This is a genomic window from Silicimonas algicola, from assembly GCF_003970735.1.
Lineage (GTDB): Bacteria > Pseudomonadota > Alphaproteobacteria > Rhodobacterales > Rhodobacteraceae > Silicimonas > Silicimonas algicola.
The window spans coordinates 2,840,700-2,863,358 of sequence record NZ_CP034588.1 but is presented as its reverse complement, the minus strand read 5'-3'; the positions used below and the strand labels follow the sequence as shown (position 1 = coordinate 2,863,358).

The 22,659-nt window shown below is 66.5% G+C and carries 19 protein-coding genes; 15 read left to right on the top strand and 4 right to left on the bottom strand.

What is annotated here, in order from left to right:
* Positions 1-13: 13 nt before the first annotated feature.
* A complete protein-coding gene (locus EF888_RS14095) occupies positions 14-1,525 on the top strand; it encodes a tripartite tricarboxylate transporter permease (protein ID WP_109757988.1) in 1,512 nt (503 codons plus the stop codon).
* A 195-nt stretch (positions 1,526-1,720) separates the two neighbouring features.
* Positions 1,721-2,779, top strand: coding sequence for a ketopantoate reductase family protein (locus EF888_RS14090; protein ID WP_109757989.1), 1,059 nt, complete (start codon positions 1,721-1,723; stop codon positions 2,777-2,779).
* 4 nt (positions 2,780-2,783) lie between these two features.
* Here the strand turns inward: EF888_RS14090 and EF888_RS14085 are convergent, their stop codons facing one another.
* Positions 2,784-4,187, bottom strand: a complete 1,404-nt coding sequence (locus tag EF888_RS14085) for a helix-turn-helix domain-containing protein (protein WP_109757990.1) — start codon at positions 4,185-4,187, stop codon at positions 2,784-2,786.
* A 159-nt stretch (positions 4,188-4,346) separates the two neighbouring features.
* On the opposite strand from EF888_RS14085, the gene glyA reads away from it, so the two are divergent.
* The 3 genes from glyA to EF888_RS14070 are packed head-to-tail and all read left to right on the top strand — an operon-like array spanning position 4,347 to position 7,808.
* Positions 4,347-5,645, top strand: coding sequence for a serine hydroxymethyltransferase (gene glyA / locus EF888_RS14080; RefSeq protein ID WP_109757991.1), 1,299 nt, complete (start codon positions 4,347-4,349; stop codon positions 5,643-5,645).
* Positions 5,646-5,658: 13 nt separating this feature from the next.
* Complete coding sequence (locus EF888_RS14075; protein ID WP_109757992.1) at positions 5,659-6,852, top strand: aminotransferase class V-fold PLP-dependent enzyme; 1,194 nt, start codon at positions 5,659-5,661, stop codon at positions 6,850-6,852.
* Positions 6,849-7,808: a D-2-hydroxyacid dehydrogenase gene (locus EF888_RS14070; RefSeq protein WP_109757993.1), complete on the top strand. Its 960-nt coding sequence runs from the start codon at positions 6,849-6,851 to the stop codon at positions 7,806-7,808. Before EF888_RS14075 ends, EF888_RS14070 begins: the two co-directional genes overlap by 4 nt.
* Positions 7,809-7,820: 12 nt before the next feature.
* On the opposite strand, the gene EF888_RS14065 is transcribed toward EF888_RS14070, so the two are convergent.
* On the bottom strand, positions 7,821-8,834 hold the full coding sequence (locus EF888_RS14065; RefSeq protein WP_109757994.1) for a sterol desaturase family protein: 1,014 nt from the start codon (positions 8,832-8,834) through the stop codon (positions 7,821-7,823).
* Between the two features lie 153 nt (positions 8,835-8,987).
* Here EF888_RS14065 and EF888_RS14060 point away from each other — a divergent pair, with 153 nt between their 5' ends.
* A complete protein-coding gene (locus EF888_RS14060) occupies positions 8,988-10,016 on the top strand; it encodes a LacI family DNA-binding transcriptional regulator (protein WP_109757995.1) in 1,029 nt (342 codons plus the stop codon).
* Here EF888_RS14060 and EF888_RS14055 read toward each other — a convergent pair.
* Positions 10,013-11,086 (bottom strand): AbrB family transcriptional regulator, encoded by a 1,074-nt coding sequence (locus EF888_RS14055; protein ID WP_109757996.1) that lies wholly within the window; start codon positions 11,084-11,086, stop codon positions 10,013-10,015. The genes EF888_RS14060 and EF888_RS14055 overlap by 4 nt on opposite strands.
* A 75-nt stretch (positions 11,087-11,161) precedes the next feature.
* On the opposite strand from EF888_RS14055, the gene EF888_RS14050 reads away from it, so the two are divergent.
* The 9 genes from EF888_RS14050 to EF888_RS14010 all read left to right on the top strand — a co-directional run bounded on the left by EF888_RS14050 (position 11,162) and on the right by EF888_RS14010 (position 21,667).
* Positions 11,162-11,824 carry a GntR family transcriptional regulator gene (locus EF888_RS14050; RefSeq protein WP_206508316.1) on the top strand — a complete coding sequence of 221 codons (663 nt, stop codon included), beginning with the start codon at positions 11,162-11,164 and terminating at the stop codon, positions 11,822-11,824.
* Positions 11,821-13,212, top strand: coding sequence for an FAD-dependent tricarballylate dehydrogenase TcuA (gene tcuA, locus EF888_RS14045; protein ID WP_109757997.1), 1,392 nt, complete (start codon positions 11,821-11,823; stop codon positions 13,210-13,212). The genes EF888_RS14050 and tcuA overlap by 4 nt, the downstream gene beginning before the upstream one ends.
* Positions 13,202-14,287: a tricarballylate utilization 4Fe-4S protein TcuB gene (gene tcuB, locus EF888_RS14040; RefSeq protein WP_109757998.1), complete on the top strand. Its 1,086-nt coding sequence runs from the start codon at positions 13,202-13,204 to the stop codon at positions 14,285-14,287. Before tcuA ends, tcuB begins: the two co-directional genes overlap by 11 nt.
* Before the next feature lie 163 nt (positions 14,288-14,450).
* Entirely contained in the window at positions 14,451-15,530 is a 1,080-nt protein-coding gene (locus EF888_RS14035) for a type 2 periplasmic-binding domain-containing protein (protein ID WP_109757999.1), read from the top strand.
* 97 nt (positions 15,531-15,627) lie between these two features.
* Positions 15,628-17,619, top strand: coding sequence for a tripartite tricarboxylate transporter permease (locus EF888_RS14030; RefSeq protein WP_420902672.1), 1,992 nt, complete (start codon positions 15,628-15,630; stop codon positions 17,617-17,619).
* A 7-nt stretch (positions 17,620-17,626) separates the two neighbouring features.
* Positions 17,627-18,739, top strand: coding sequence for a 4-oxalomesaconate tautomerase (locus EF888_RS14025; protein WP_109758001.1), 1,113 nt, complete (start codon positions 17,627-17,629; stop codon positions 18,737-18,739).
* A gap of 33 nt (positions 18,740-18,772) precedes the next feature.
* Positions 18,773-18,982, top strand: a complete 210-nt coding sequence (locus EF888_RS14020; RefSeq protein ID WP_109758002.1) for a hypothetical protein — start codon at positions 18,773-18,775, stop codon at positions 18,980-18,982.
* Between the two features lie 16 nt (positions 18,983-18,998).
* Complete coding sequence (locus EF888_RS14015; RefSeq protein ID WP_109758003.1) at positions 18,999-20,681, top strand: thiamine pyrophosphate-binding protein; 1,683 nt, start codon at positions 18,999-19,001, stop codon at positions 20,679-20,681.
* Positions 20,678-21,667 (top strand): NAD(P)-dependent oxidoreductase, encoded by a 990-nt coding sequence (locus EF888_RS14010; RefSeq protein ID WP_109758004.1) that lies wholly within the window; start codon positions 20,678-20,680, stop codon positions 21,665-21,667. The genes EF888_RS14015 and EF888_RS14010 overlap by 4 nt, the downstream gene beginning before the upstream one ends.
* Here the strand turns inward: EF888_RS14010 and EF888_RS14005 are convergent.
* A complete protein-coding gene (locus EF888_RS14005; protein WP_109758005.1) occupies positions 21,633-22,574 on the bottom strand; it encodes a LysR family transcriptional regulator in 942 nt (313 codons plus the stop codon). The two genes, EF888_RS14010 and EF888_RS14005, sit on opposite strands and share 35 nt — an antisense overlap.
* Positions 22,575-22,659 lie beyond the last annotated feature (85 nt).

Here is a 22,659-nt window from a genome sequence, read left to right as displayed (position 1 = left end):
AGGCGCACCAGCTATGGAAATTCTCTCGCTTCTGGGCGACGGCATGCTTATTGCCATTCAGCCCCTCAATATTCTTCTGATCCTCGTGGGCGTGACGGTCGGTCTGTTCATCGGCGCGATGCCGGGACTGGGATCGGTCAACGGGGTGGCGATCCTTCTTCCGATCACCTTCCTGGTCCCGCCGGGATCGGCCATCATCTTCCTCGCGGCGATCTACTATGGCGCGATGTACGGGGGCGCGATCTCGTCGATCACGCTCGGCATCCCCGGAGCCTCGACCGCGGTGGCGACGACTTTCGACGGTCGCCCGCTCGCGCTGAAGGGCAAAGCCCGGCTGGCGCTGGTCGCCGCGGCGGTCGCCTCGTTCATCGGCGGGTCCGTCGCGAACATCTTCTTCACGCTGTTTGCGCCGCTCCTCGCCACCGTCGCTCTCAATTTCGGTCCGCCCGAGATCTTCGCGCTCATGCTCCTGGCCTTTGCCACCTTCGTCGGCCTCGGCGGGGACGACATCCCGAAAACGGTCCTCTCGATCTGCTTCGGCCTCGTGGTCGCGGCGATCGGCTTCGACCAGATTTCCGGCGCGCCGCGTCTGGTCCTTTTCGGCATGAACGGCTTCCTCGGCGGCATCAACTTCCTCGTCCTCGCCATCGGGGTCTACGGCATCGGCGAGATGCTCTGGACGCTCGACACGACGCGCGGTGAGGTCACGTCCAGCAAGGCCGACATTTCGGCCAAGGGCATCATCACCGACACCGGCGAGACCTTCCGGCTCGGCTGGAAGGGCATGTCGATCGGTTCGGTGCTGGGCTTTTTCGTCGGTATCCTGCCTGCGGCGGGTGCCACTCCGGGCTCGCTGATGTCGTATGGCGTCACGAAGATGCTCTCGAAGAACCCCAAGGAGTTCGGACAGGGCCACGTCAGCGGCGTGACCGCGCCCGAGGCGGCCAACAACTCGGCCTCCACCGGCGCGATGCTGCCGATGCTGACGCTCGGCATCCCGGGGTCGCCCACGACGGCCATCCTCCTCGGCGGCATGGTGATCTGGGGTCTGACGCCCGGTCCGCGCCTCTTCATCGAGCAGTCGGACTTCGTCTGGGGCCTGATCGGGTCGTTCTACGTCTCGAACTTCTTCGCTCTGGTCGTGAACCTGGCCTTCATCCCGCTCTTCATCTGGATGCTGCGGATGCCCTTCACGGTTCTCGCGCCGCTGATCTTCGTGCTGTCGATCGTCGGCGGTTACGCCGCGATGGCGGACATGTTCGACGTGTGGCTTATCGTGCTCTTCGGAATCGGCGCGTTCTTCCTGCGGAAGTTCGACTATCCGGTGGCCCCCGCGGTGCTGGCGATCGTCCTCGGCCCGATCGCCGAGCCGACCTTGCGGCAGTCGCTTCTTCTGTCGTCGGGCGATCCCACGATCTTCTTCACGCGTCCGATTGCGGGACCGATCACGTTCGTCGCCATCATCCTGATCCTCCTTCCGGCGCTGAAGTACCTGCGCCCGGCGAAAGCCCGCCCGGCGGAGTGAAGCCAGTCGCATCGCCGCGATGCGAGAGCAGGCGCCTCCGGGCGCCTGTTTCTTTTTGCGTACATTAACAACGCAACACATATCCTGCCTGTGATGTAAACGGCCTACACGAATACCCGAATTCCGTGGCCAGGACGCGGTCGCGCAATTATCTTTCGTGGTGAGAGGGCGATGTCCGCCCGCGAGGAGGTTCACATGGCCCGGAAGATTCTCATCCTTGGCGCGTCCTACGGCTCGCTGCTCGGCACCAAGCTTCTTATGGCGGGACAGGACGTGACGCTCGTCTGCCGAACCGACACGGCGGGGCTGATCGAGGAGCAGGGGACCGAGGTCCGCATCCGTCTCAAGGACGAAGAGACGCACCGAACCTTCCGCTCGGGCGACCTGCCTGGACGTCTTTCGGCCTGCACGCCTGCCGATGCGGTGCCGTCCGACTATGACATGGTGGCGCTCGCGATGGCCGAGCCGCAGTATTCCAGCCCCGAAATCCGCCGGCTGATGGCCGAGATCGCCAAGTCCGGCGTGCCCTGCCTGTCGATCATGAACATGCCGCCGCTGCCCTACCTCAAGCGCATCCCCGGCCTGAACGCCGACCGGCTTGGCGCCGCCTTCACCGCGCCCGAGGTCTGGTCGGGCTTCCGTCCCGGCCTCGTCACGCTCTGCTCGCCCGACCCGCAGGCGTTCCGCCTGCCGGACACCGGCGCGAACGTGCTGCATGTCGGGTTGCCGACCAACTTCAAGGCAGCGCCATTCGAGGACCCCCGCGATACGGCGGTTCTCAAGGAGCTCGAAGCTGCCATCGATGCCGTCCGGGTCGACGGCAAGGATGTACCCGTCAAGCTGCGGGTCCACGATTCGCTCTTCGTGCCTTTCGCCAAGTGGGCGATGCTGATGACCGGCAACTATCGCTGCGTCATGCCGCAGGGCGTCCGACCGATCCGCGACGCCGTTCTCGGCGACGCCGCGCGGTCCGAGGCGATCTACACCACTGTCGACCGCATCGTGATGCGCCTCGGGGCGACGGACGGGGAGCTTGTCCCCTTCGTCAAGTACGCCGCCGCCGCCGAAGGACTTCAGAAGCCGTCCTCGGCCGCGCGCGCCATCGACGCGGGCGCCGACCGGATCGAGCGGGTGGATCTCCTCGTCCAGCTCATCGCCGACCAGCTGGGGCTCGCGTCGACCGACATCGACACGGTCGTGTCGACGGTGACATCGCGACTGTCCGCGAACCGTCAGGCGGCCGCCGCCGCCTGAGGGGTCAGCTTTCGTAGCGGGTGTTGCCGCGCCGGTCGGTGCTGATGGGAAGCTCGACGAACAGCGGCTGGTGCGCCCGCTGCGCGCAGTTCTGGCGCGGGCAAAGGTGGCAGTTGATGCCGATGGGGCTGAAGAGCCCGCCGCTCTCCAGGTTGAAGGCGTCGGCATAGCCGATCTGTTCTACGAAGCGGAACTCGCAGCCGAGCGCGACGGCCAGCCGCCGGTCCTGGCTTTCCCATGAGAAAACAGGACGATCCGAGGTGCGGCTCAGGGTGAAGAACCGCTCGCCCTCGGGCAATTCTACGAACTGCGGCAGGATCACGCCCGGCGTGCGGAACGAGGTGTGAATGTTCCAGACAGGGCAGGCGCCGCCGAATTCGGCCAGGTTGAAGGTCGTCGAGTTGAACCGCTTGGTGACGTTGCCCGCCTTGTCGACGCGCAGGAAGAAGAAGGGCACGCCGCTCGCGTTCTTGCGCTGAAGCGTCGTGAGCCGGTGGCAGACCTGCTCGAAGGACACGCCGAAGGCGGCGGCGATCCGGTCGACGTCGTAGCGCGTCTTCTGCGCCGCCTCCAGAAATTCGGCGTAGGGCATCAAAAGGGCCGCAGCGAAATAGTTGGCCAACTCGACCTGGCAGCGGGCCAGTCCCGTGGGCGACGAGATGCCCGAGCCCGCCACGAGGTCCGACAGCGTCTTTGCCTGCTCCAGCAGGCAGATGACATGGGCCAACTGGAACGTGCGGTTCTGGTGGTCCAGCGCCTCGGACAGATGCACGCGAGACGTTTCGCGGTCATAGATCCTCAGCGCCTCGCTCATCGCGCCCGCAGACTTGATCTCGACCGTGACGCCGTGGCGGTCCAGCAGGCGCGCCTTGAGCATCGGGTAGACGTCGTCGGGGCTGCAGGGTTGGTCGGCGCGCAGCTTCTCGGCAGCGGTCTCGAGCGCGGGGAAGTGGTTTTTGTTCTCACGGAAGAAGTCGTGGATGATCGCCTCCGGCGACGAGGCGAGCAGGTCCTCGGGCATCCTCTCGCGGCCTTGCCGCAGCATTTTATCCAGCGTCATCCGGTGCGTGCGGTAGACCTGGAGAAATTTCTCGACTAGTCCCGGCGCGTGGTCGATGGCAGCGCGAAGCTCCTGAAGGTCGGGAGCGTTCTCGAAGATCGGATCCTGCAGAACGCTGCGCAACTCGGCCAGCGTGTTCGACGAGGGGTCCTTCACCAGTTCGCGCCAGTCGACCTGATAGGCGTCCGACAGCGCCATCAGCATCTGTACCGACAGGCTGCGCTGGTTGTTCTCGAGAAGGTTCACATAGGCCGGGCTGACGCCAAGCACCTTGGCCATCTGCGCCTGGGTCTGTTTGTGCGCGCGCCTAAGCTGGCGCAGCTGTGGGCCGACGAAGGTCTTCTGCATGGGCTCCTCCCGCAGTTAACATCTTTACATCGAACCACGTCAGTTCTCCACACCTACAACACATCAACCCCATTTCGTGTGCGCAGACCCGCCTCGGGTGATACTGGTATACCACAGATTTGCCCATGCCGGGTCAAGACGTATGACGGAGGAGACGACATGGACGGCCTGATACACCCTGCCGACGGAAGCTTTTTCCAGGCGACGCTCGCCGAAAGCGATCCAGCACTCGCTGACACGATCCGGCGCGAGCTGGGGCGCCAGCGCGACGAGATCGAGCTGATCGCGTCCGAGAACATCGTCAGCCGCGCGGTGCTCGAGGCGGCCGGTTCGGTGCTGACCAACAAATATGCCGAAGGCTACCCGGGCCGCCGCTACTATGGCGGCTGCCAGTACGTCGACGAGGCCGAGACGCTGGCCATCGAGCGGGCGAAGAAGCTGTTCGGCGTGGGCTTCGCCAACGTCCAGCCCTCGTCCGGCAGCCAGGCGAACCAGGCGGTGTTCCTGGCCCTTGCCAAGCCCGGCGACACCATCCTCGGCCTGTCCCTCGACGCGGGCGGACACCTGACGCACGGGGCCAAGCCCAACCTGTCAGGCAAGTGGTTCAACGCGGTCTCCTACGGCCTCGGACCCGACGAGCGCATCGACATGGAGCAGGTCTCCCGTCTCGCGCACGAGCATCGCCCCCGCATCCTCATCGCGGGCGGGTCGGCCTATCCGCGCATCATCGACTTCGCCGCCTTCCGCGCCATCGCGGACGAGGTGGGCGCGATCCTTTTGGTCGACATGGCGCACTTCGCGGGCCTCGTCGCGGGCGGCGTTCATCCCAGCCCCTTCCCGCACGCCCATGTCGCCACCACCACGACGCACAAGACCCTGCGCGGACCGCGCGGCGGGATGGTCGTGACGGACGACGAGGACATCGCGAAGAAGATCAACTCCGCCGTCTTCCCGGGCCTTCAGGGGGGACCCCTGATGCACGTCATCGCCGCCAAGGCCGCGGCCTTCGGCGAGGCGTTGCGGCCCGAGTACCGGGAGTATGTCTCGCGCATCGTCGAGAACGCCGACACGCTGGCCCGCACGCTCAAGGCCGGCGGCTTCGACATCGTCTCGGGCGGGACCGACACGCACCTGATGCTGGTCGACCTGCGGCCCAAGGGCGTCACCGGCAACCTCGCCGAGCAGGCGCTCGGGCGGGCGCACATCACCTGCAACAAGAACGGCGTCCCGAACGATCCCGAGAAGCCGACCGTTACCAGCGGCGTCCGTCTCGGGACACCGGCCTGCACCACGCGGGGCTTCGGCGCGGCAGAGTTCAAACAGGTGGGCGAGATGATCACCCGCGTGCTCGACGGTCTCGCCGCCAACGGACCCGACCGCAACCAGCCGGTCGAGGACGAGGTCCGCGCCGAGGCGCAGGCGCTCTGCGACCGTTTCCCGATCTACCCGACCCTGTGAGGAGGACAGAGAGATGAAAACCGGATACACCGGACTGGCCGTTCCCGGCCCCACCAACATGCCGTTCCAAGTCCGCAAGGCGATGGATGTGGCGCTGGAAGATCACCGTGCGCCGGACTTCCCGGCATTCACGAAGCCGCTCTTCGAGGACCTGAAGAAGATCTTCAAGACCGAGACCGGTCGCGTCTTCGTCTATCCCTGTTCCGGCACCGGCGGATGGGAGGCGGCGATCACCAACACGCTGTCCGAGGGCGATACCGTTCTCGCCTCGGTCTTCGGTCAGTTCTCGCTCCTCTGGGTCGATCTCTGCCAGCGCTTCGGCCTCAAGGTCGACGCCATTGACGTGGAGTGGGGCAAGGGAGTGCCGCTCGACGACTATCGCGCGAAGCTCTCGACGGACAAGGATCACAGGATCAAGGCCGTCCTCGTCACCCACAACGAAACCGCGACCGGTGTGACCTCGGACGTGGCGGGCGTGCGGCGCATCCTCGACGACCTCGGGCACCCGGCGCTGTTGTTCGTGGACGGCGTCAGTTCCATCGCCTCGATCGACTTCCGCATGGACGAGTGGGGCGTCGACGTCGTTGTGTCGGGCTCGCAGAAGGGCTTCATGATGCCCACGGGCCTCGCGATCCTCGGCGTCAGCCAGAAGGCGCTCGGCATGGCCGATGGCGCCGGTCTGCGGCGCTGCTTCTTCGATTTCCGGGACATGGTGAAGACGAACGACCAGGGCTACTTCCCCTACACTCCGGCGGCGACGCTGCTGCACGGCCTCCGCGCCTCTGTCGACATGCTGCTGGAGGAAGGTCTCGAGAACGTCTTTGCCCGCCATCACCGGCTCGCCTCCGGCGTTCGCGCGGCGGTCGAGGCCTGGGGTCTGAAGAACTGCGCCAAAGGGCCGGAGTGGTATTCGGACACGGTCACGGCCATCGTCGCGCCCGAGGGCTTCGACGCCAACGCCGTCATCAAGACCGCCTACGACCGCTACAACCTCTCGCTCGGCGCGGGGCTGAACAAGGTCGCGGGCAAGGTCTTCCGGATCGGACACCTGGGCTGGCTGAACGAGATCATGGTGCTCCAGGCGCTCGGCGGGGTCGAGATGGCGATGCGCGACGTGGGCATTCCGTTCCAGGCCGGTGCCGGGGTCGGTGCCGCCGTCGAACACTTCACCGACACGCGCGCGGGCGTTCGCATGGCGGCCGAATGACCCGGATCGTCTTTCTCGACCGATCCACGCTCGGGCCGTCCGTCGACGTGCGGCGGCCCGGGTTCGACCACGAGTGGGTGGAACACGACCGCACCCGCCCCGACGAGGTGATCGAGCGCCTGAAGGGCGCGGACATCGCCGTGTCGAACAAGGTGCCGATCGGCCGCGACGCCATCGAGGCGCTGCCGGAGCTCAAGATGATCGCCATCCCGGCCACGGGCTATGACGCTTTCGCCATCGACGCCTGCCGCGAGCGCGGCATCGTCGTGTCGAACGTGCGCGGCTATGCCGTCAACACGGTGCCCGAGCATACCTTCGCCCTGATCCTCGCGTTGCGGCGCAGCCTTGTCGGCTTCCGGCAGGACGTGATCGACGGCAAGTGGCAGGAAGCGGCGCAGTTCTGCTTCTTCACCCACCCGATCCGCGACCTCTCCGGTTCGACCATCGGCATCTTTGGCGAGGGCGTGCTGGGGCAGGGGGTCGCCGACCTCGCCCGGGCCTTCGGGATGCGCATCCTCTTCGGTGCGCACAAGGGAGTTGAAGGGTTGGGGCCGCTCTACACGCCGTTCGATCAGGTGCTGGAGGAGGCGGACGTCATCACGTTGCATTGCCCGCTGATGCCGTCGACGAAGAACATGATCGGTGCGCCCGAGTTCGCGAAGATGAAGCGCGCTCCCTTGCTCATCAACTGCGCGCGCGGCGGGCTGGTGGACGAGGCGGCGCTCGTCGAGGCACTGGACAGGGGCCAGGTGTCCGGCATCGGCTTCGACTGCCTGACCAGTGAGCCGCCAAGGCCCGACAATCCGCTTCTGAAGGCGCTCGACCGTCCGAACGTCATCGTGACGCCGCACACGGCCTGGGCCAGCGACGAGGCGATGCAGACGCTCTGGGATCAGCTCGTCGACCACCTCGAGAACTTCCAAAAGGGAACGCCCTCGAACAACCTCACGGCCTGAGGTCGGCCCCGGTCACGAGGCCGGGGTCGCGGCCTTCATCCGCTCCTTCTTCTTTCGGAAGCGCTCCTTCATGCGCCGTTCGCCTTCCTCGGTCCCGTCGTGCCAGGTGCCGAAAACCGCGTCGAGGGGCACGATGCCGTCGCCATAATTCACCTCGAAGTACTTGTGGTGCAGGTAATGGCCGTAGGCGTGGGTATCCATGCCGCCCGCCCCAAGCTCCACCTTGTCGAAGCCGACATGACCCGGAATTGCGCCGAACCCCGCGCGGTGCAGCGCGAAGAGCAGGATGAAGGGGTGCGAAGGGATCAGGAGGTAATAAAACCCCACGGCGAAATACAGGATGTGCTCGACCGTGTGCATCGACAGCGACGACCACGGCGTCGGGTTGACCGAGTTGTGGTGGACCGAGTGGATCCACCTGTAGAGCACGGGCACATGGATCAGCCGGTGGACGAGGTAGAAGTGTCCCTCGTGTATCACGGGCACCAGGACGGTCAGGACCGCAAGCCAGACCCAGTTGTCGGTCCACGGCAGCCACGGCACCCAGCCGTTCGCGAAGACCCACAGGCAGAGAGCTTGCACCAGCGTCCAGACGGTGACGCCGGACAGGAAGGTGCGCAGAATGCTTTCGGTCACCTGGTTGCCGAACCAGAAGACGTCGCTTTTCTCGTCGGCAGGGAACTTCGGGTTGTATTTGAAGCGGTTGCCTTGAGCGCGCGTGATGTAGAGGCGCAATTCGAAGGCGCCGTAAAACAGGAAGACCGCAGCCGCGTTGACGGCGTACATCGGCAGGATCCAGCGCCAGTCGAGGGTCTCCAACGTCTCGAGCGGGGGCGTCAGGAACAGCCACCAGGCAAGGCCGGATACCGCGAAAGCCAGGTTCCAGGGAAGAAGGTACTCCGGCAGCCAGCGGAGGACCCGCAGCGGCTGCGGCGGCATGGCATAGATCGGCGCCACGCCGGAGAGGGGTTCGTTCGGCTTCCATTCGCCGCGCTTGTTGCGAGTTCCCGAAAGGGTGTCGTCCATCGCTGATCCTCCTGCGCGCCAGAGCGCGGCTGGTTCGGAGTTTTGCCAAGGGCCGGCGCTCCGATCAACGGCAGAGGGAATGGCTTGCCCAGAACATGCCATCCGGGTCATGGTGACAGGGTCGCGATGACATGAAATGACACGAGTGCGCCATTGGCACGACCGACCATTCCCGACCTCGCCCTTGCTTCGGGCGTCTCGGTCTCGACCGTCAACCGGGTTCTCGGGGGATCGGGCAAGGTTCGCAAGGCAACCATGCAACGCGTGCTGGAAGCGGCTGAAGAGATCGGCTTCTATGGCGTGGGCTCGATCCAGAGCCGGATTTCGGCCACCCGCCCGCGGGACCGTTTCATCGTCTTCCTCCAGCAGTCGGGCCGCGCCTTCTATGAGACGATCGGCAGCGAACTGAAGCGCGCCGCGCAGGAGGTCGAGGGCCGCGACGTGTCGCTTTCCGTCCGCTTCATGGAAGACCTCTCGCCCGACAAGGTGGCCGAGACGCTTATCGCGCAAGGCATGGGCGCCGACGCTGTTGCCGTCGTCGCCGCCGACCACCCCCTGATCGCGGATGCCATCGACCGGCTGGCGGCGGAAGGCGTTCCTGTAACGGGTCTCGTGACCCCGCTCAACGCCCGCTGCAACGTGGGCTTCGTCGGTCTCGATGCCTGGAAGGTCGGGCGCACCGCGGGCTGGGCGTTCGACCACATCTGCCGCGATCCTGGCAAGATCGGCATCCTCGTCGGCAGCCACCGTTTCCGGAACCACGACCTGAACGAAAGCGGCTTCCGCTCGTACTTCCGGGAGTACGGCCGGGCGTTCACCTTGCTCGACCCGCTCTCGACCTTCGAGTCGAGCCGCATCGCCCGCGAACTGACCGAGGAGCTGCTGGCCGAACATCCCGACCTCGTCGGGCTCTACGTCTCGGGCGGGGGGATCACCGGCGCCGTCGCGGCGCTCCGCGCTGCGGACATGTCGGGCAAGATCGTCGTGGTGGGCTACGATCTCTTCGAGGCGACGAAGGCCGCACTTCTGGACCAGACGATCACCTTCCTGATCTCGCACCCGTTCCGGCGCATGGCGCACGACACGATCCAGGGCTTGATCCGCTCGAAGGAAGCCGGCGTCGGCGCCCCGGCGCAGCGGGTCATCCTCGACTTCGAAATCTACACGCGCGAAAACATCTAGCCGCCCGGACCGGCGTCGGCTTCCTGCGCGCGCCGATCCTTCACGCGCAGAAGCCGCGCGGCGACCGGGGCACCCGTGATGACGAGAAGGACGCGCAGGATGTGGTGCATCACGACATATCCCAGGTCCGCGCCCGCGATGATCGCCAGCACCGTCATCTCGGCCTGTCCGCCCGGCGCGAAGGCGAGGAAGGCGTCGACCGGCGGCGCGAGGTCCAGGTAGACGACGACCTCGGTAAACGCCGCGGCCAGCATCGCGACGAGAACGACGAAGACGAGGCCCGCGACGACGTGGCGGCGCAACTCGTACCAGGTGACGCCGGTATAGCCGACGCCGATCCCCATGCCGATGAAGAACTGCGCGGCAAGGATCGCCTCGGCGGGCGGGCGAGAATGGATGAGACCCGCGAAGGACAGCGCTGCGGTCATGATCATCGGTCCCAGGATCGACGCGCCGAAGAGCCCGATCCGTTCGCCGCCCTTCCAGCCGATCAGCGCTGCCAGCACCATCAGCACAAGCTCATGCGGCGGCAGCTCGGTGGCAGGGGCGCCGATCGGGTTGTCCATCGTCGCACCGAAGCCCTGCTGAAGGATCAGCGGCGCAAGCGTGATGACGACGAGAACGCGGGTCGCGTGGATCAGGGACAGGGCGCGCACGTCTCCACCCGCTTCCTGCCCGAAAACGACCATGTCCTGAAGCCCGCCCGGCATGGCGGCGTACCATGAGGTCGCCCAGTCGAACTTGTAGACCTTGCGGAAAAACGGCACCCCCACCAACCCGATCATCGCGATATAGAGCGGAACCAGCGCCACCGAGGCCGCCATGGGCGGGATGCGGTGGACCATCTCGGGCGTGAAGGACGATCCGATGGCGACGCCTAGGATGGTGCGCATTCCGACGGACAACTGACCGAAGCCCGCCATCGGGGCGCCCGAGAGGGCCACGAGAAGGCACGCCGTCATCGGCCCGAAGAGGAACGGAAGCGGAAGCGACAGGAGCCAGAAGACCAGCGTTCCGATGACCGCCGAGGCGAGTGTGAGGGATCGTCGCGCAAGGCGGCTGCGAAGCATGGGGACGGCCGTGAACCACTGATTGCATTCTATCGTATCCAATTGTATCCAGCATGGAAAGACGGGAGAGCGGAGTTGCGCGAAAAAGACCGCCAGGGCGACGTGCGGCAGGGGCATGACCTCTATCGCAGGCTTGTCGACGAGATCGTCGGGGGGCGGCTCCGCCCCGGCGACCGGCTGGTCGAGACCGAACTCGCCGCGCGTCTCGGCGCGTCCCGCACTCCGGTCCGCGAAGCCATCCGCCAACTCGAATCCGAAGGCCTCGTCAGCCATGAGCCGCGCCTTGGCGCATCGGTCCGGACGCTGGACTATGGCGAGATCACCGAGCTTTACGAAATGCGCGCCGTTCTGGAAGGGACGGCGGCGCGGTTCGCGGCCCGCGCGGCATCGGACGTCGAGCTGGACGAGTTGCGCGCGATCAACGTTGAGATGCGCGCGGCGAAGAACACCGGGGCGCTCTACCTGTCGAACAAGCAGTTTCATGCGGTCCTGCTGAACGCGGCGCGCAACCGCTTCCTCGTCCGCTCGGTCGAGGCCGTGAACAAGACCCTTCTCATCCTCGGACCTTCCACGATGGAAGAGGGCGGCCGCGCCTCCGAAGCAATGGCCGAGCACGACGGCGTCGTCGAGGCGCTACTTGAACGCGACGGCGAGAAGGCGGAGGCTAGGATGCGCGCGCATATCGAGGCGGCGCATCGCGCCCGGCTGCGGCAGTTGAGGCTGGAGACGGCGGCATGAGCGACCTCGACACGACCTGGGACGTGATCGTCGCGGGCGGCGGCAACGCGGGGCTCTGCGCCGCGATCGAGGCGGCGGAGGCTGGCTGCAAGGTCCTGATCCTGGATGTCGCGCCCGAATTCTATCGCGGCGGCAACTCGCGCCATACCCGCAACTTCCGCTGCATGCACAAGGGGCCCCTGTCGGTCCTGACCGACACCTACGGCGAAGAGGAATACTACAAGGACCTCATCCTCGTCACCAAGGGCAAGACCGACGAGGATCTGGCGCGCATGACCATCGTGATGTCCGAGGGGTGCCTGCCCTGGATGGAAGCGCACGGGGTCCGATTCCAGCCGTCGCTGTCGGGCACGCTGTCGCTGTCGCGCACGAACGCCTTCTTCCTCGGCGGCGGGAAGGCCCTGGTGAACGCCTACTACAACACGGCGGAAGATCTTGGTGTCGCGGTGGCTTACGAGACGGAAGTCATCCACGTCGACGTCGAGGAGGGCCGCTTCACCGGGCTCGAGATCATGCGCGGTGGCGTCCAGCAGCGGCTCGAGGCGAAGGCGCTGGTGCTGGCGTCGGGCGGGTTTCAGGCCAACATCGAATGGCTGGCCGACGCCTGGGGACCGGCGGCGCGCAACTTCCTGATCCGGGGCACGCCCTACAACCGGGGTCGTGTCCTGCGCGACATGCTGGACCAGGGCGCCGACAGCGTGGGCGACCCGACCCAATGCCACGCCGTCGCCATCGACGGCAGGGCGGCGAAGTTCGACGACGGGATCGTCACGCGGCTCGACTGCGTGCCCTTCTCGATCGTCGTCAACAAGAACGGCGAGCGCTTCTACGACGAGGGCGAGGATGTCTGGCCGAAGCGCTACGCCATCTGGGGCCGTCTCGTCGCCGCACAGCCCGAGCAGGTGGGCTTCGCGATCATCGACTCGAAGGCGGTGAGGGACTTCATGCCTTCGGTCTTTCCGCCCGAGACCGCCGACACGTTGGAGGGATTGGCCGACAAGATGGGGATCCCCGCGAATGCGCTGCGCGAGACGGTCGACGCCTTCAACGCCGCCTGCCGACCCGGCGTGTTCAAGGGCGGCGACCTGGACGGCCTGTCGACCGAGGGGCTGACCCCGCCCAAGACCAACTGGGCGCGACCCATCACCGATCCGCCGTTCTATGGCTATTCGCTGCGTCCAGGCGTGACGTTTACCTACCTCGGCCTCAAGGTCGACCGCACCGCACGCGTCTCGGCGGGCGGCGCGCGGCTGGAGAACGTCTGGGCGGCGGGCGAGATCATGGCGGGCTCGATCCTCGGCGAAGGCTATCTCGCCGGCTTCGGCATGACGATCGGCACCGTCTTCGGACGCATCGCGGGCCAGGAGGCCGCAGCCCATGTCGCTTGATATGACCCCGACTGAGCCGCAGGGCGCCATCGCCGAAGCTCGCCGCCAAGCCGAGATCTGCAACGCCTGCCGCTATTGCGAGGGCTTCTGCGACGTCTTTCCGGCCATGTTCCGCGAGCGGGCCTTCTCGGACGGCGACATCACGCAACTCGCCAATCTCTGCCATAACTGCCGGGGCTGCTTCTACTCCTGCCAGTACACGCCCCCGCACGACTTCGCGCTGAACATTCCGGCCGTCCTCGCCGACGTGCGCGCCGAAAGCTGGGAGAGGCACGCCTGGCCGGGCGGCTTCGCCGAGTTGTTCCAGCGCCAGGGCGTCGCCATCGCGGGCGCGCTTGTCGTCGGCATCGCGGCGATCTTCCTCTTCATGCGGGCTGCGGGAGGGGGAGCGGGAGAAGGGTTCTACGCCTTTCTCTCGCACGCCGCGATGGTCGCGATCTTCGCTCCCGCCTTCCTCTTTCCATTCCTTGTCCTGACCTTCGGCATCCGCGGCTATTGGGCCGAGGTCGGCGGTAGCCCAGTCCGCTGGTCGCACTTCGCCGAGGCGGGGCGGCGGACGGCGAACATGACGAACCTTTCGGGCGGGCAGGGGCAGGGCTGCAACTTCGAGAAGGGCGACCGCTACAGCCAGGCGCGGCGGCACGCGCATCAGGCGACGATGTGGGGGTTCCTTCTGTGCTTCGCATCGACCTCTTCGGCCACGGTCCTGCACTATGTCTTCGACATGCCCGCGCCCTACGGCCTTTTCAGTCTGCCGAAGCTCCTGGGCGTGCCAGGCGGGATCCTCCTGACGCTCGGCTCCTTCGGCCTCGTCGCCCTGAAGCTCAAGGCCGACCCCGCGCTTGGCGCCACGGCCCGGTGGGGCGGCGAGATGGCCTTCGTCCTCCTTCTTGGGTTCACCGGCCTCAGCGGTCTCATGCTATACGCCGCCACCGGCACCACTGCCGTGGGCTGGCTTCTGGCGCTTCACCTCGGCGCCGTCCTGACCCTGTTTCTGCTCACGCCCTATTCGAAGATGGCCCACGGGGCCTATCGCTTCGCCGCGCTGGTACGGGACGCACAAGTGCGAAGCTGAGATCGGAATACGAAACGTCGCATTCGTTTTTTTCATCTAAATGCGCCGTAAATTCACTTGATTGCAGGGGGTCGCAAGGGCAGGCTGACCCTACAGGCTCCGTGCGCGGCAAAGTTCGTCGTGCGGTGTCCAAAGAACAAGTGCGATCAGGGAGGATCAACGCATGAAAATCACCGCAGTTGCGGCATTTACCGCCGTCGCTACCGTCTCGGGCGGGCTCGCGGCCAGCGCCCAGTCCTATGAAGGCGCGACGATCGACTACGTCATTCCGTTCTCGGAATCCGGCGGCTCGGCCCAGTGGGCCAACTTCTTCGCACCGCTGATCGGCCAGGCCCTGCCGGGCGCGCCGACGGTGGTCGTCCGCTATCGTCCCGGTGCAGGCTCGACCGAGGGCGCGAACTGGTTCCAGGGTGAGCAGGACAGCAACGACGGTCTGCTGATCTTCGGCGATTCCGGCTCGACGAAGTTCCCCTACCTCCTCGGCGACCCGCGCGTGCGCTATCAGTACCAGGACTGGACGCCCATCCTCGCCTCGGCGACCGGCGGCGTCGTCTATCTTCCGCCCGATCTCGGCGAGCGCTTCGATGGCGACATGGATGACCTGAAGGACGAGATCTATCTCTATGGCAGCCAGGGCGCCACGACGCTCGACCTCGTGCCGCTGCTCGCCTTCAAGATGCTCGGCCTCCAGGTCGATCCGGTCTTCGGTGTCGAGGGACGCGGCGACGGACGCCTGATGTTCGAGCGCGGCGAAGCCAACATCGACTACCAGACCTCGTCCGCCTACATTGCGAACGTCCAGCCGCTGGTCGACGGCGGCCTTGCGGTCCCGATCTTCACATGGGGTGCGCTGGATGAAACCGGCACCATCGTCCGCGATCCGACCTTCCCCGACATGCCGACCTTCAAGGAGGTCTGCGAGGCGACCGAAGGCTGCGAGACGAGCGGCACCGCCTGGGATGCGTGGAAGGCCTTCTTCGTCGCGGGCTTCGCGAACCAGAAGACGATCTTCCTGCCACAGTCGGCCCCGCAAGAGGTCGTCGACACCTATATCGCCGCACTGAACGACGTGGTGTCCGCCGAGGGCTTCCAGGCCAAGGCCGAGGAAGTGCTGGGTGCCTATCCGCAGCTCGTCGGACCCGCCGCCGTGGAAGCGACCGAGCAGGCGACCAACATCTCGGACGAGGCGAAGCAGTACGTTCTCGACTGGCTGAAGGAGGACTACGGCGTCACCATGGAGTGACCCCGTAGCCGCAAGTGATCCGTTCCGCCCGGACCGCAATCCGGGCGGGACCACATCCGTCTGAACGTCGGAGGCCGCCGTGGATTTCAGTGTCGCCATGGGCGAATTGGTCGAGGCCTTCGTCCTCATTTTCCAGCCCGTACAACTCGCCTACCTCTTCGGAGGCGTTCTTCTCGGCCTCTCGATCGGCGTTCTGCCGGGCCTTGGCGGCATCGCCGGCCTCGCGCTGGTTCTGCCCTTCATGTACGGCATGGACCCGGTAGCCGGCCTTGCTCTGATGGTCGGCCTGATCGCCGTCATACCGACGTCTGACACCTTCTCGTCCGTGCTTCTCGGCATCCCCGGATCCTCGGCCAGCCAGGCGACCGTGCTCGACGGCTTTCCGCTGGCGAAACAGGGCCACGCCGCGCGCGCCCTGTCCGCCGCCTTTGCCTCGTCGCTCTTCGGTGGGCTTTTCGGCGCGGTGATCCTCAGCTTCTTCATCCTTATCGCGCGCCCCCTGATCCTGGCCTTCGGCCTGCCCGAGATGCTGATGATCACCATCCTCGGCATGTCGATGGTCGCGATCCTTGCCGGGCGGGTTCCGCTCAAGGGCGTGGTCGCTGCGGGCACCGGCATCATGGCCGGCACCATCGGCGCGGCGCCCGCGGGCGGAAGCCTGAGGATGTCGACCTATGACTTCCCCTACATCGTCGACGGTCTTCAACTCGTCATCGTGGGCCTCGGAATCTACGCTGTCCCCGAGATCGTGTCGCTTCTCCGCCAAGACCGCCCGATCGCCGAGGGCGGAACCCTGGGCGACGGCTGGGTGCAGGGCGTGAAGGATTGGTGGGACAACAAGTGGCTGTCGGTGCGCTGCGCCGTCATCGGGGTCCTCGTCGGGGTCATCCCGGGCCTCGGCGGATCGGTCGTCGACTGGATCGCCTACGGCTCGGCGGTGCAGACGGCCAAGGACCGTTCGATGTTCGGGCAGGGCGACATCCGGGGCGTGATCGCGCCGGAAAGCTCGAACAACGCGAAGGAGGGCGGTGGCCTCGTGCCGACGCTGATCTTCGGCATTCCGGGCTCGGGCTCGATGGCGATCTTCCTCGGAGGCCTCGCCCTTCTGAACCTGTCGCCGGGCCCGCAGATGGTGCGGAACAACCTCGACATCACCTATACCATCGTCTGGTCGCTGGCGCTGGCCAACGTCTTCGGCGCCGGCCTCTGCATCTTGCTTTCGAAATACATCGCGAAGCTGACGACGATCCGCTTCACGATCCTCGCCCCCTACCTTTTCATGATGATCGCCTTCGCGGCGTTCCAGTCGCGGCAGTCGCCGCTGGATCTCGCGGCGCTCATCCTGATCGGCATCATCGGCATCCTTCTGCGCCGCTTCGACTTTTCGCGGCCGGCCTTCCTGATCGGCTTCGTTCTCAGCCAGCAGTCCGAGATCTTCGTCAACCAGGCGTTCCAGATCGCGGGCGCGCGCTTCCGGCGGTCGTTCGAGAACGGGCTCGACTATATCCTGTCGCCGATCACCATCGTTCTTCTGATCCTGACGGTCGTGTCCATCGTCGTCGGCATCAAGGCCTCGAAGAACATCCGCGAGAACATCGATGCGCCCACGGGCAGCAAGATGGCTCCTGCGATCTTCCTCGGCGTCGTGACGGTCTACCTTCTGATTTCCGTCATCGACGCCTTCGGCGTGTCGAGACTTCAGGACAAGGTGTTCCCGCTGACCGTGGGCCTCGTCACGCTGGCGGGTGCGGTACTTCTGCTGATCCGCATGTGGCGGACGCCCGAGACCGACGACGTCTTCATCGACCTCGAGGAAGGCGCCGAGGGCGAGGCGCCGCATGGGCTCTGGTCGACGCTCGCCTGGTTCGGCCTGCTTCTGGGACTGACCTTCCTCTTCGGCCTCATCATTGCGCAGATCGGCTTCATGATGGGCTTTTTCCTCACTCGGGGGAGGTTCGGCCTGACGCGGGCCGCCGTCGCCACGGCCATCGGCATCGCCTTCATCATGGGTCTCGCCTCGATCCTCGGGCGCGACTTCCCGCCGGGTCTTTTGCAGGCCTATGTCGATCTTCCCTGGCCCCTTCACTGAGACGTCCATGACCCAGACCGCCATACCCTATCACTTCCTGCGGGGCGGCACCTCGCGCGGGCCCTACATCCGGCGCGAGGATCTGCCCGAGGACCGCGACACGCTGTCCGAGGTGCTGATGGCCGTCGTGGGCGCGGGGCATCCGCTGAACATCGACGGCATCGGCGGCGGCAACGCGGTGACGACGAAAGTCGCGATGCTGTCGCTGTCCGAACGCGACGATTGCGACGTCGACTATTTCTTCGCCCAGGTCGCCGTCGAGAAGCGCGAGGTCGACTACAAGCCGACCTGCGGCAACATCCTTGTGGGCGTCGGTCCAGCTGCCATCGAGATGGGTCTCGTTGCCGCAAGGGAGGGCGAAACCACCGTGCGCATCCATGCGGTCAACACCGGCGCGGTGGTCGAGGCCATCGTGCAGACCCCGGGTGGCCGCGTGTCCTATGACGGCGACGTCGAGATCGCCGGCGTTCCGGGCTCCGCGGCTCCGGTGCGACTTCAATTCATGGAGACGGTCGGCTCGGTCACCGGATCGCTTCTGCCCACGGGCAACCTGCGCGACACCATCGACGGGGTCGAGGTCACCTGCATGGACGTGGCCATGCCGATCATGATCGCGCGGTCCGAGGACATGGGGCTGACAGGATACGAGACACAGAAGGACCTCGACGAGAACAAGGCCTTTTTCGCGCGTGCCGAGGCGATGCGCCTCAAGGCGGGTGAGTTGATGGGGCTTGGGGACGTCGCAAAATCCGTGACGCCCAAGATCGCCGTCCTGTCCCGTCCGCGCAACGGCGGCACCGTCTCGGCGCGTTACTTCATGCCCTGGACCTGCCACCCCTCGATGGCCGTGACGGGAGCCCAGTGCCTTGCCGCCTGCGCCATCCTGCCCGGAACTGTGGCCGACGGCCTGACCGAAGGTGTCGAAGGGGCGGGATCTCCGCTGACGGTCGGCGTCGAGCATCCGGCGGGTGTCTTCGAGGTCGTCGTGGACTTCGCGCGGAACGAGGGCGGGATCGACGTGCGTTCGGCCGGTGTCGTGCGGACGGCGCGGCTTCTGGCGCGTGGCGAGGTCCTTGTTCCTGCATCCGTCTGGGGTGGCTTCCGCCGACGAAACGGTTGATGTATACCGAGGTATACAAACGGAGGATTCCCTATGACCGGACTGTCCCCTCTCGACCGCGCCGCCGAAGCCCTGACCGAGGCCCAGCGCGAGATCGCCTCGACCATCTCGTCCTATCCCACCCCCATCTCGGGGTGCGACGCGCAGTTCAATCACCTTCTCGACTGTCGCCGACGGCTGGAACGCGCGCGCCGCGAACTGGCGCAGCCGGAATTCGTCCCGACCTCGCGCAATCCCGGCTGAGGCCTCAGGACATCAGATGACCACGCACGTCTACGAGCACCTCGCCCAAGCCTTCGTCGCCGAGGAGGTGGCGACATGCTTTGCGCTTCTGGGCGACGCGAACATGAACTGGGCGACGGCGCTGGCCGCGCGCGGCGTGGGCATGGTCTATGTCCGGCACGAGCATTGTGCCGTTGCTGCCGCCACCGCCTATGCCCGGAAGTCCGGGAAAGTGGGCGTCGCCACCGTGACCTGCGGACCGGGGCTGACGCAGGTGATGACGGCGCTTCCGGCGGCTGTTCGCGCGGGCATCCCCCTCGTCATCTTCGCGGGCGAGGCTCCTCTCAGGGCGGCGTGGTACAACCAGGACATCGACCAGGCCCCCTTCGTCCGCGCGACAGGTGCGTCCTATCACGCGCTGCACCACGTTCCCCGCATGGCCGAGGCGGTCCGCGATGCCTTCGTCGAGGCGAAGGAGATGCGCCGACCCGTGGTCCTTGGCGTGCCGTTCGACCTTCAGGCCAGGATGCTCGATACGGCGCCCGACCTTCCGCAGCCGTCGAAGGACGTCCTGCCGAGGCCCTCAGCCATTCCCCCTAACCCGGAGGATCTCCGGAACGCCGCCGAGCTGATTGGAAAAGCGAGAAAAATCGTCGTCATGGGCGGTCTCGGCGCCATTGCCTCGAACGCGGGAGACGCCGCCAAAGCCCTGGCCGGAAAGACCGGAGCCCTGCTGGCCACGACGCTGCCCGCGCGCGGGCTCTTCCACGGCGACGCTTTCTCGGTCGGGATCGCCGGCGGGTTCTCGACCACGCTCGCCCGCGCACTTTTCGCCGAAGCCGACCTGGTCGTCGCGCTCGGCTGCCGTCTGACGCAGCACAACCTCGACAAGGGCAAGCTTTTCCCCAGGGCGCGCATCCTTCAGGTCGACATCGAACCGCGCAGCATGTCGCAGGGCCGGGTGGCCGCCGACCATCACCTTCGCGCCGACGCGCGCCTCGCCGCCGAGGCGCTGGCGCAGACGGTTCCTGCCTCGAAAGGCTGGCGCTCCGACCGCCTGGCGCAGGCCATCGCCGAGGCCCCCTCCGACACGATGGAGTTCGCGACCGACCCCGGCCTGCACGACCCGCGCGACGTGGTCGCGGCCCTCGACGCGGCGCTTCCGGCCGACTGGCAGATGGTCAATTCCTCTGGGCATTGTTCCTTCTTCTTCGCCCACATGGACCGGCCGCACGAGACCTTCCTGACGATCCGCGAGTTCGGCGCCATCGGCAACGGCATCTCCTATGCCATGGGCGTCGCAGCCGCGCGGCCCGGCGATACCGTCGTGCTGTTCGACGGCGACGGCTCCCTCCTGATGCATGTGCAGGAGCTCGAGACGATCCGGCGGCACGGCATGAACGTCCTCATCTGCGCCCTGAACGATGGCGCCTACGGATCCGAGATCCACAAACTGCGCGACGAAGGGCTGCCGGACGACGGCGCGGTCTTCGGGCGCACCGACCTTGCCGCCATCGCGCGCGGCTTCGGGGTGGGCGGCGAGCGGGTCACGGACCTGTCCGAGCTGCCGCGCCTCGTCGAGAAGTTCGCGAGGACGGGCGGAGCGGCGGTCTGGGACTTCCCGGTGTCCGACAAGGTCGTATCGCCCGTGATCCAGCGGGCGCATCCCAAGGGCCACAAGGGCATCGCCCGGCCCGTCAGCCTGGAGGGTCTGCTGTGAAGGTCCATATCCTCGACGACTGGTACGACCACATCCGCACGCTGCCGGCCTTCCGCCTGCTCGACGGACACGATGTCAAGGTCTGGACCGACCGCGCGCCGGACGAGGACGCGCTGGCCGAGCGCCTGTCCGATGCCGAGGCCGTCGTCCTGTTCCGGGATCGGACGGCCATCACTCCGACCCTCGCCGCAAAGCTGAGCGGTCCGCGCCTGATCGCCATGCGCGGCCAGCACAGCCACGTCGACGTCGAGGCATTGTCGAAGGCCGGTATCCTCTTCGCCTCGAACATGGCGAAGGACGGGCCGTCGGTCTCGACCGCCGAACTGACTTTCGCGCTGATCCTCTCGGGCCTGCGCTACCTGCCCGAGCAGATCGCCTCGGCGCGCGCGGGTGCGTGGCAGGCGGATGCGCCGCTTGGCCGGACGGTGAAGGGCAAGCGCCTTGGCGTCTACGGCTACGGCGCGATCGGCAAGGCCGTCGCGGACTATGCACGGGCCTTCGGGATGGAGGTCGTGTTCTGGGCCTCCGACGCCGGACGGGCGACGGCCGCGCTGGACGGTGCGCCGGTCGCGGCCACCCGCGAGGCGTTCTTCGCCGATGTCGACGCGGTGACGATCCACAAGCGCCTCCTGCCCGCGACGAAGGGCGAGATCGCGCAGGCCGACCTGATGGCGATGAAGCCCGACGCCGTTCTCGTGAACACCTCACGCGCGGGTCTGATCGCACCGGGCGCGCTTCTCGCGGCACTCGATGCGGGCCGACCGGGCCGGGCGATGCTCGACGTCTTCGACGCCGAGCCGGTGACCGACCCAGACGATCCGCTTCTGTCGCATCCCCGCGTCGTGCCCACGCCTCACGTGGGCTTCGTCACGGCCGAGGAACTCGACCGCCAATTCTCCGACATCTTCGCCATCGTGAACGCCTTCGCAAAAGGCGAGGCGACCCATGCGATCAATCCGGATGTCCTGGCGTCCGGCCGATCCTGATCTCGGGAGGGGTGCCGAAATTCCGCTCGAACTCCTCTTCGATCCGCCTGAGCGTCTCAACGGCCACGTCCGACAGGGGCACGCCCCGGCGCGAGACGACGCCGAGCGTGCGCGACAACTTCACGTCCTTGAAGGGCAACGCCACAAGGCTGTCGGGCGCCATTCTGAGGGCCGAGCGTGGCTGGATCGTCGCGGCCGCCCCTTCGGCCGCGATGCGCAGCGCGACCGGCGCGGTCTGGACCTCGATCCGCCAGCTCATGTGGTCGCGGAGCTGTCCGAACGCCATGTCGAGAAGCTGCCGGTTCCGCGAATGCGACGACAGCCCCACGATCGGCAGGGCACGCAGGTCCGGCAGGGTGACATAGCCCTGTTCCGCCAGCGGATGATCGAGCGGCAGGAACAGGACATAGTCCTCCTCGGCCAGCGCGCGGACGCGGAGGTCGGACTGTTCGGCCGACACGATGGTGACGCCGAACTCGACCTTCCCCTCGCGGACCGCGGCGGCGATCCGCGAGACGGGAATGTCGAGCACCTCGAAGGCGATCTCGGGCCGTTCGCGCACGAGGTCCGCCAGCACGGCGGGCAGAAGCGAGTTGGCGATGGATGGCAGGCAGGCGAAGGACATCCACCTCGCACTCCGGCGCGCACCGGCGCGGACCGAGGCGTAGGCGTCCAGAAGCTCCTTCAGGAGCCGCCGCGCGTCCGGCAAGAGGCTTTGCCCAAGGGCAGTCAGAGAAACTTCGCGGCTGGAACGGATAAGGAGAGGCCCGCCAAGGTCTTCCTCGATCTTCTTCAGGCGGTGGCTGAGTGCGGCCTGCGACAGCGACAGGGCCTCGGCGGCGCGCTGGAACGAGCCGAAGTCGGCGATGGCCACGAAGGCCTCGAGCCCGAGATAGTCGACACGCATCCGTCCCGCTCCGCTGTCCGCCCGCGAAGGCTAACGACCCCCGCCCGGTCCGCAAGGGCCAGTGTTCCCAGGACCAAGGAGACCC

Bases quoted from the DNA above. Each gene is read 5' to 3' on its own strand.
- EF888_RS14055 (WP_109757996.1), bottom strand. From the start codon at position 11,086: ATGCTTCGCAGCCGCCTTGCGCGACGATCCCTCACACTCGCCTCGGCG.
- EF888_RS14025 (WP_109758001.1), top strand. From the start codon at position 17,627: ATGACCCAGACCGCCATACCCTATCACTTCCTGCGGGGCGGCACCTCG.
- EF888_RS14065 (WP_109757994.1), bottom strand. From the start codon at position 8,834: ATGGACGACACCCTTTCGGGAACTCGCAACAAGCGCGGCGAATGGAAG.
- EF888_RS14015 (WP_109758003.1), top strand. From the start codon at position 18,999: ATGACCACGCACGTCTACGAGCACCTCGCCCAAGCCTTCGTCGCCGAG.
- EF888_RS14020 (WP_109758002.1), top strand. From the start codon at position 18,773: ATGACCGGACTGTCCCCTCTCGACCGCGCCGCCGAAGCCCTGACCGAG.
- glyA (WP_109757991.1), top strand. From the start codon at position 4,347: ATGGACGGCCTGATACACCCTGCCGACGGAAGCTTTTTCCAGGCGACG.
- EF888_RS14085 (WP_109757990.1), bottom strand. From the start codon at position 4,187: ATGCAGAAGACCTTCGTCGGCCCACAGCTGCGCCAGCTTAGGCGCGCG.
- EF888_RS14030 (WP_420902672.1), top strand. From the start codon at position 15,628: ATGGGCGAATTGGTCGAGGCCTTCGTCCTCATTTTCCAGCCCGTACAA.
- tcuA (WP_109757997.1), top strand. From the start codon at position 11,821: ATGAGCGACCTCGACACGACCTGGGACGTGATCGTCGCGGGCGGCGGC.
- EF888_RS14070 (WP_109757993.1), top strand. From the start codon at position 6,849: ATGACCCGGATCGTCTTTCTCGACCGATCCACGCTCGGGCCGTCCGTC.
- EF888_RS14075 (WP_109757992.1), top strand. From the start codon at position 5,659: ATGAAAACCGGATACACCGGACTGGCCGTTCCCGGCCCCACCAACATG.
- EF888_RS14005 (WP_109758005.1), bottom strand. From the start codon at position 22,574: ATGCGTGTCGACTATCTCGGGCTCGAGGCCTTCGTGGCCATCGCCGAC.
- EF888_RS14035 (WP_109757999.1), top strand. From the start codon at position 14,451: ATGAAAATCACCGCAGTTGCGGCATTTACCGCCGTCGCTACCGTCTCG.
- EF888_RS14095 (WP_109757988.1), top strand. From the start codon at position 14: ATGGAAATTCTCTCGCTTCTGGGCGACGGCATGCTTATTGCCATTCAG.
- tcuB (WP_109757998.1), top strand. From the start codon at position 13,202: ATGTCGCTTGATATGACCCCGACTGAGCCGCAGGGCGCCATCGCCGAA.
- EF888_RS14090 (WP_109757989.1), top strand. From the start codon at position 1,721: ATGGCCCGGAAGATTCTCATCCTTGGCGCGTCCTACGGCTCGCTGCTC.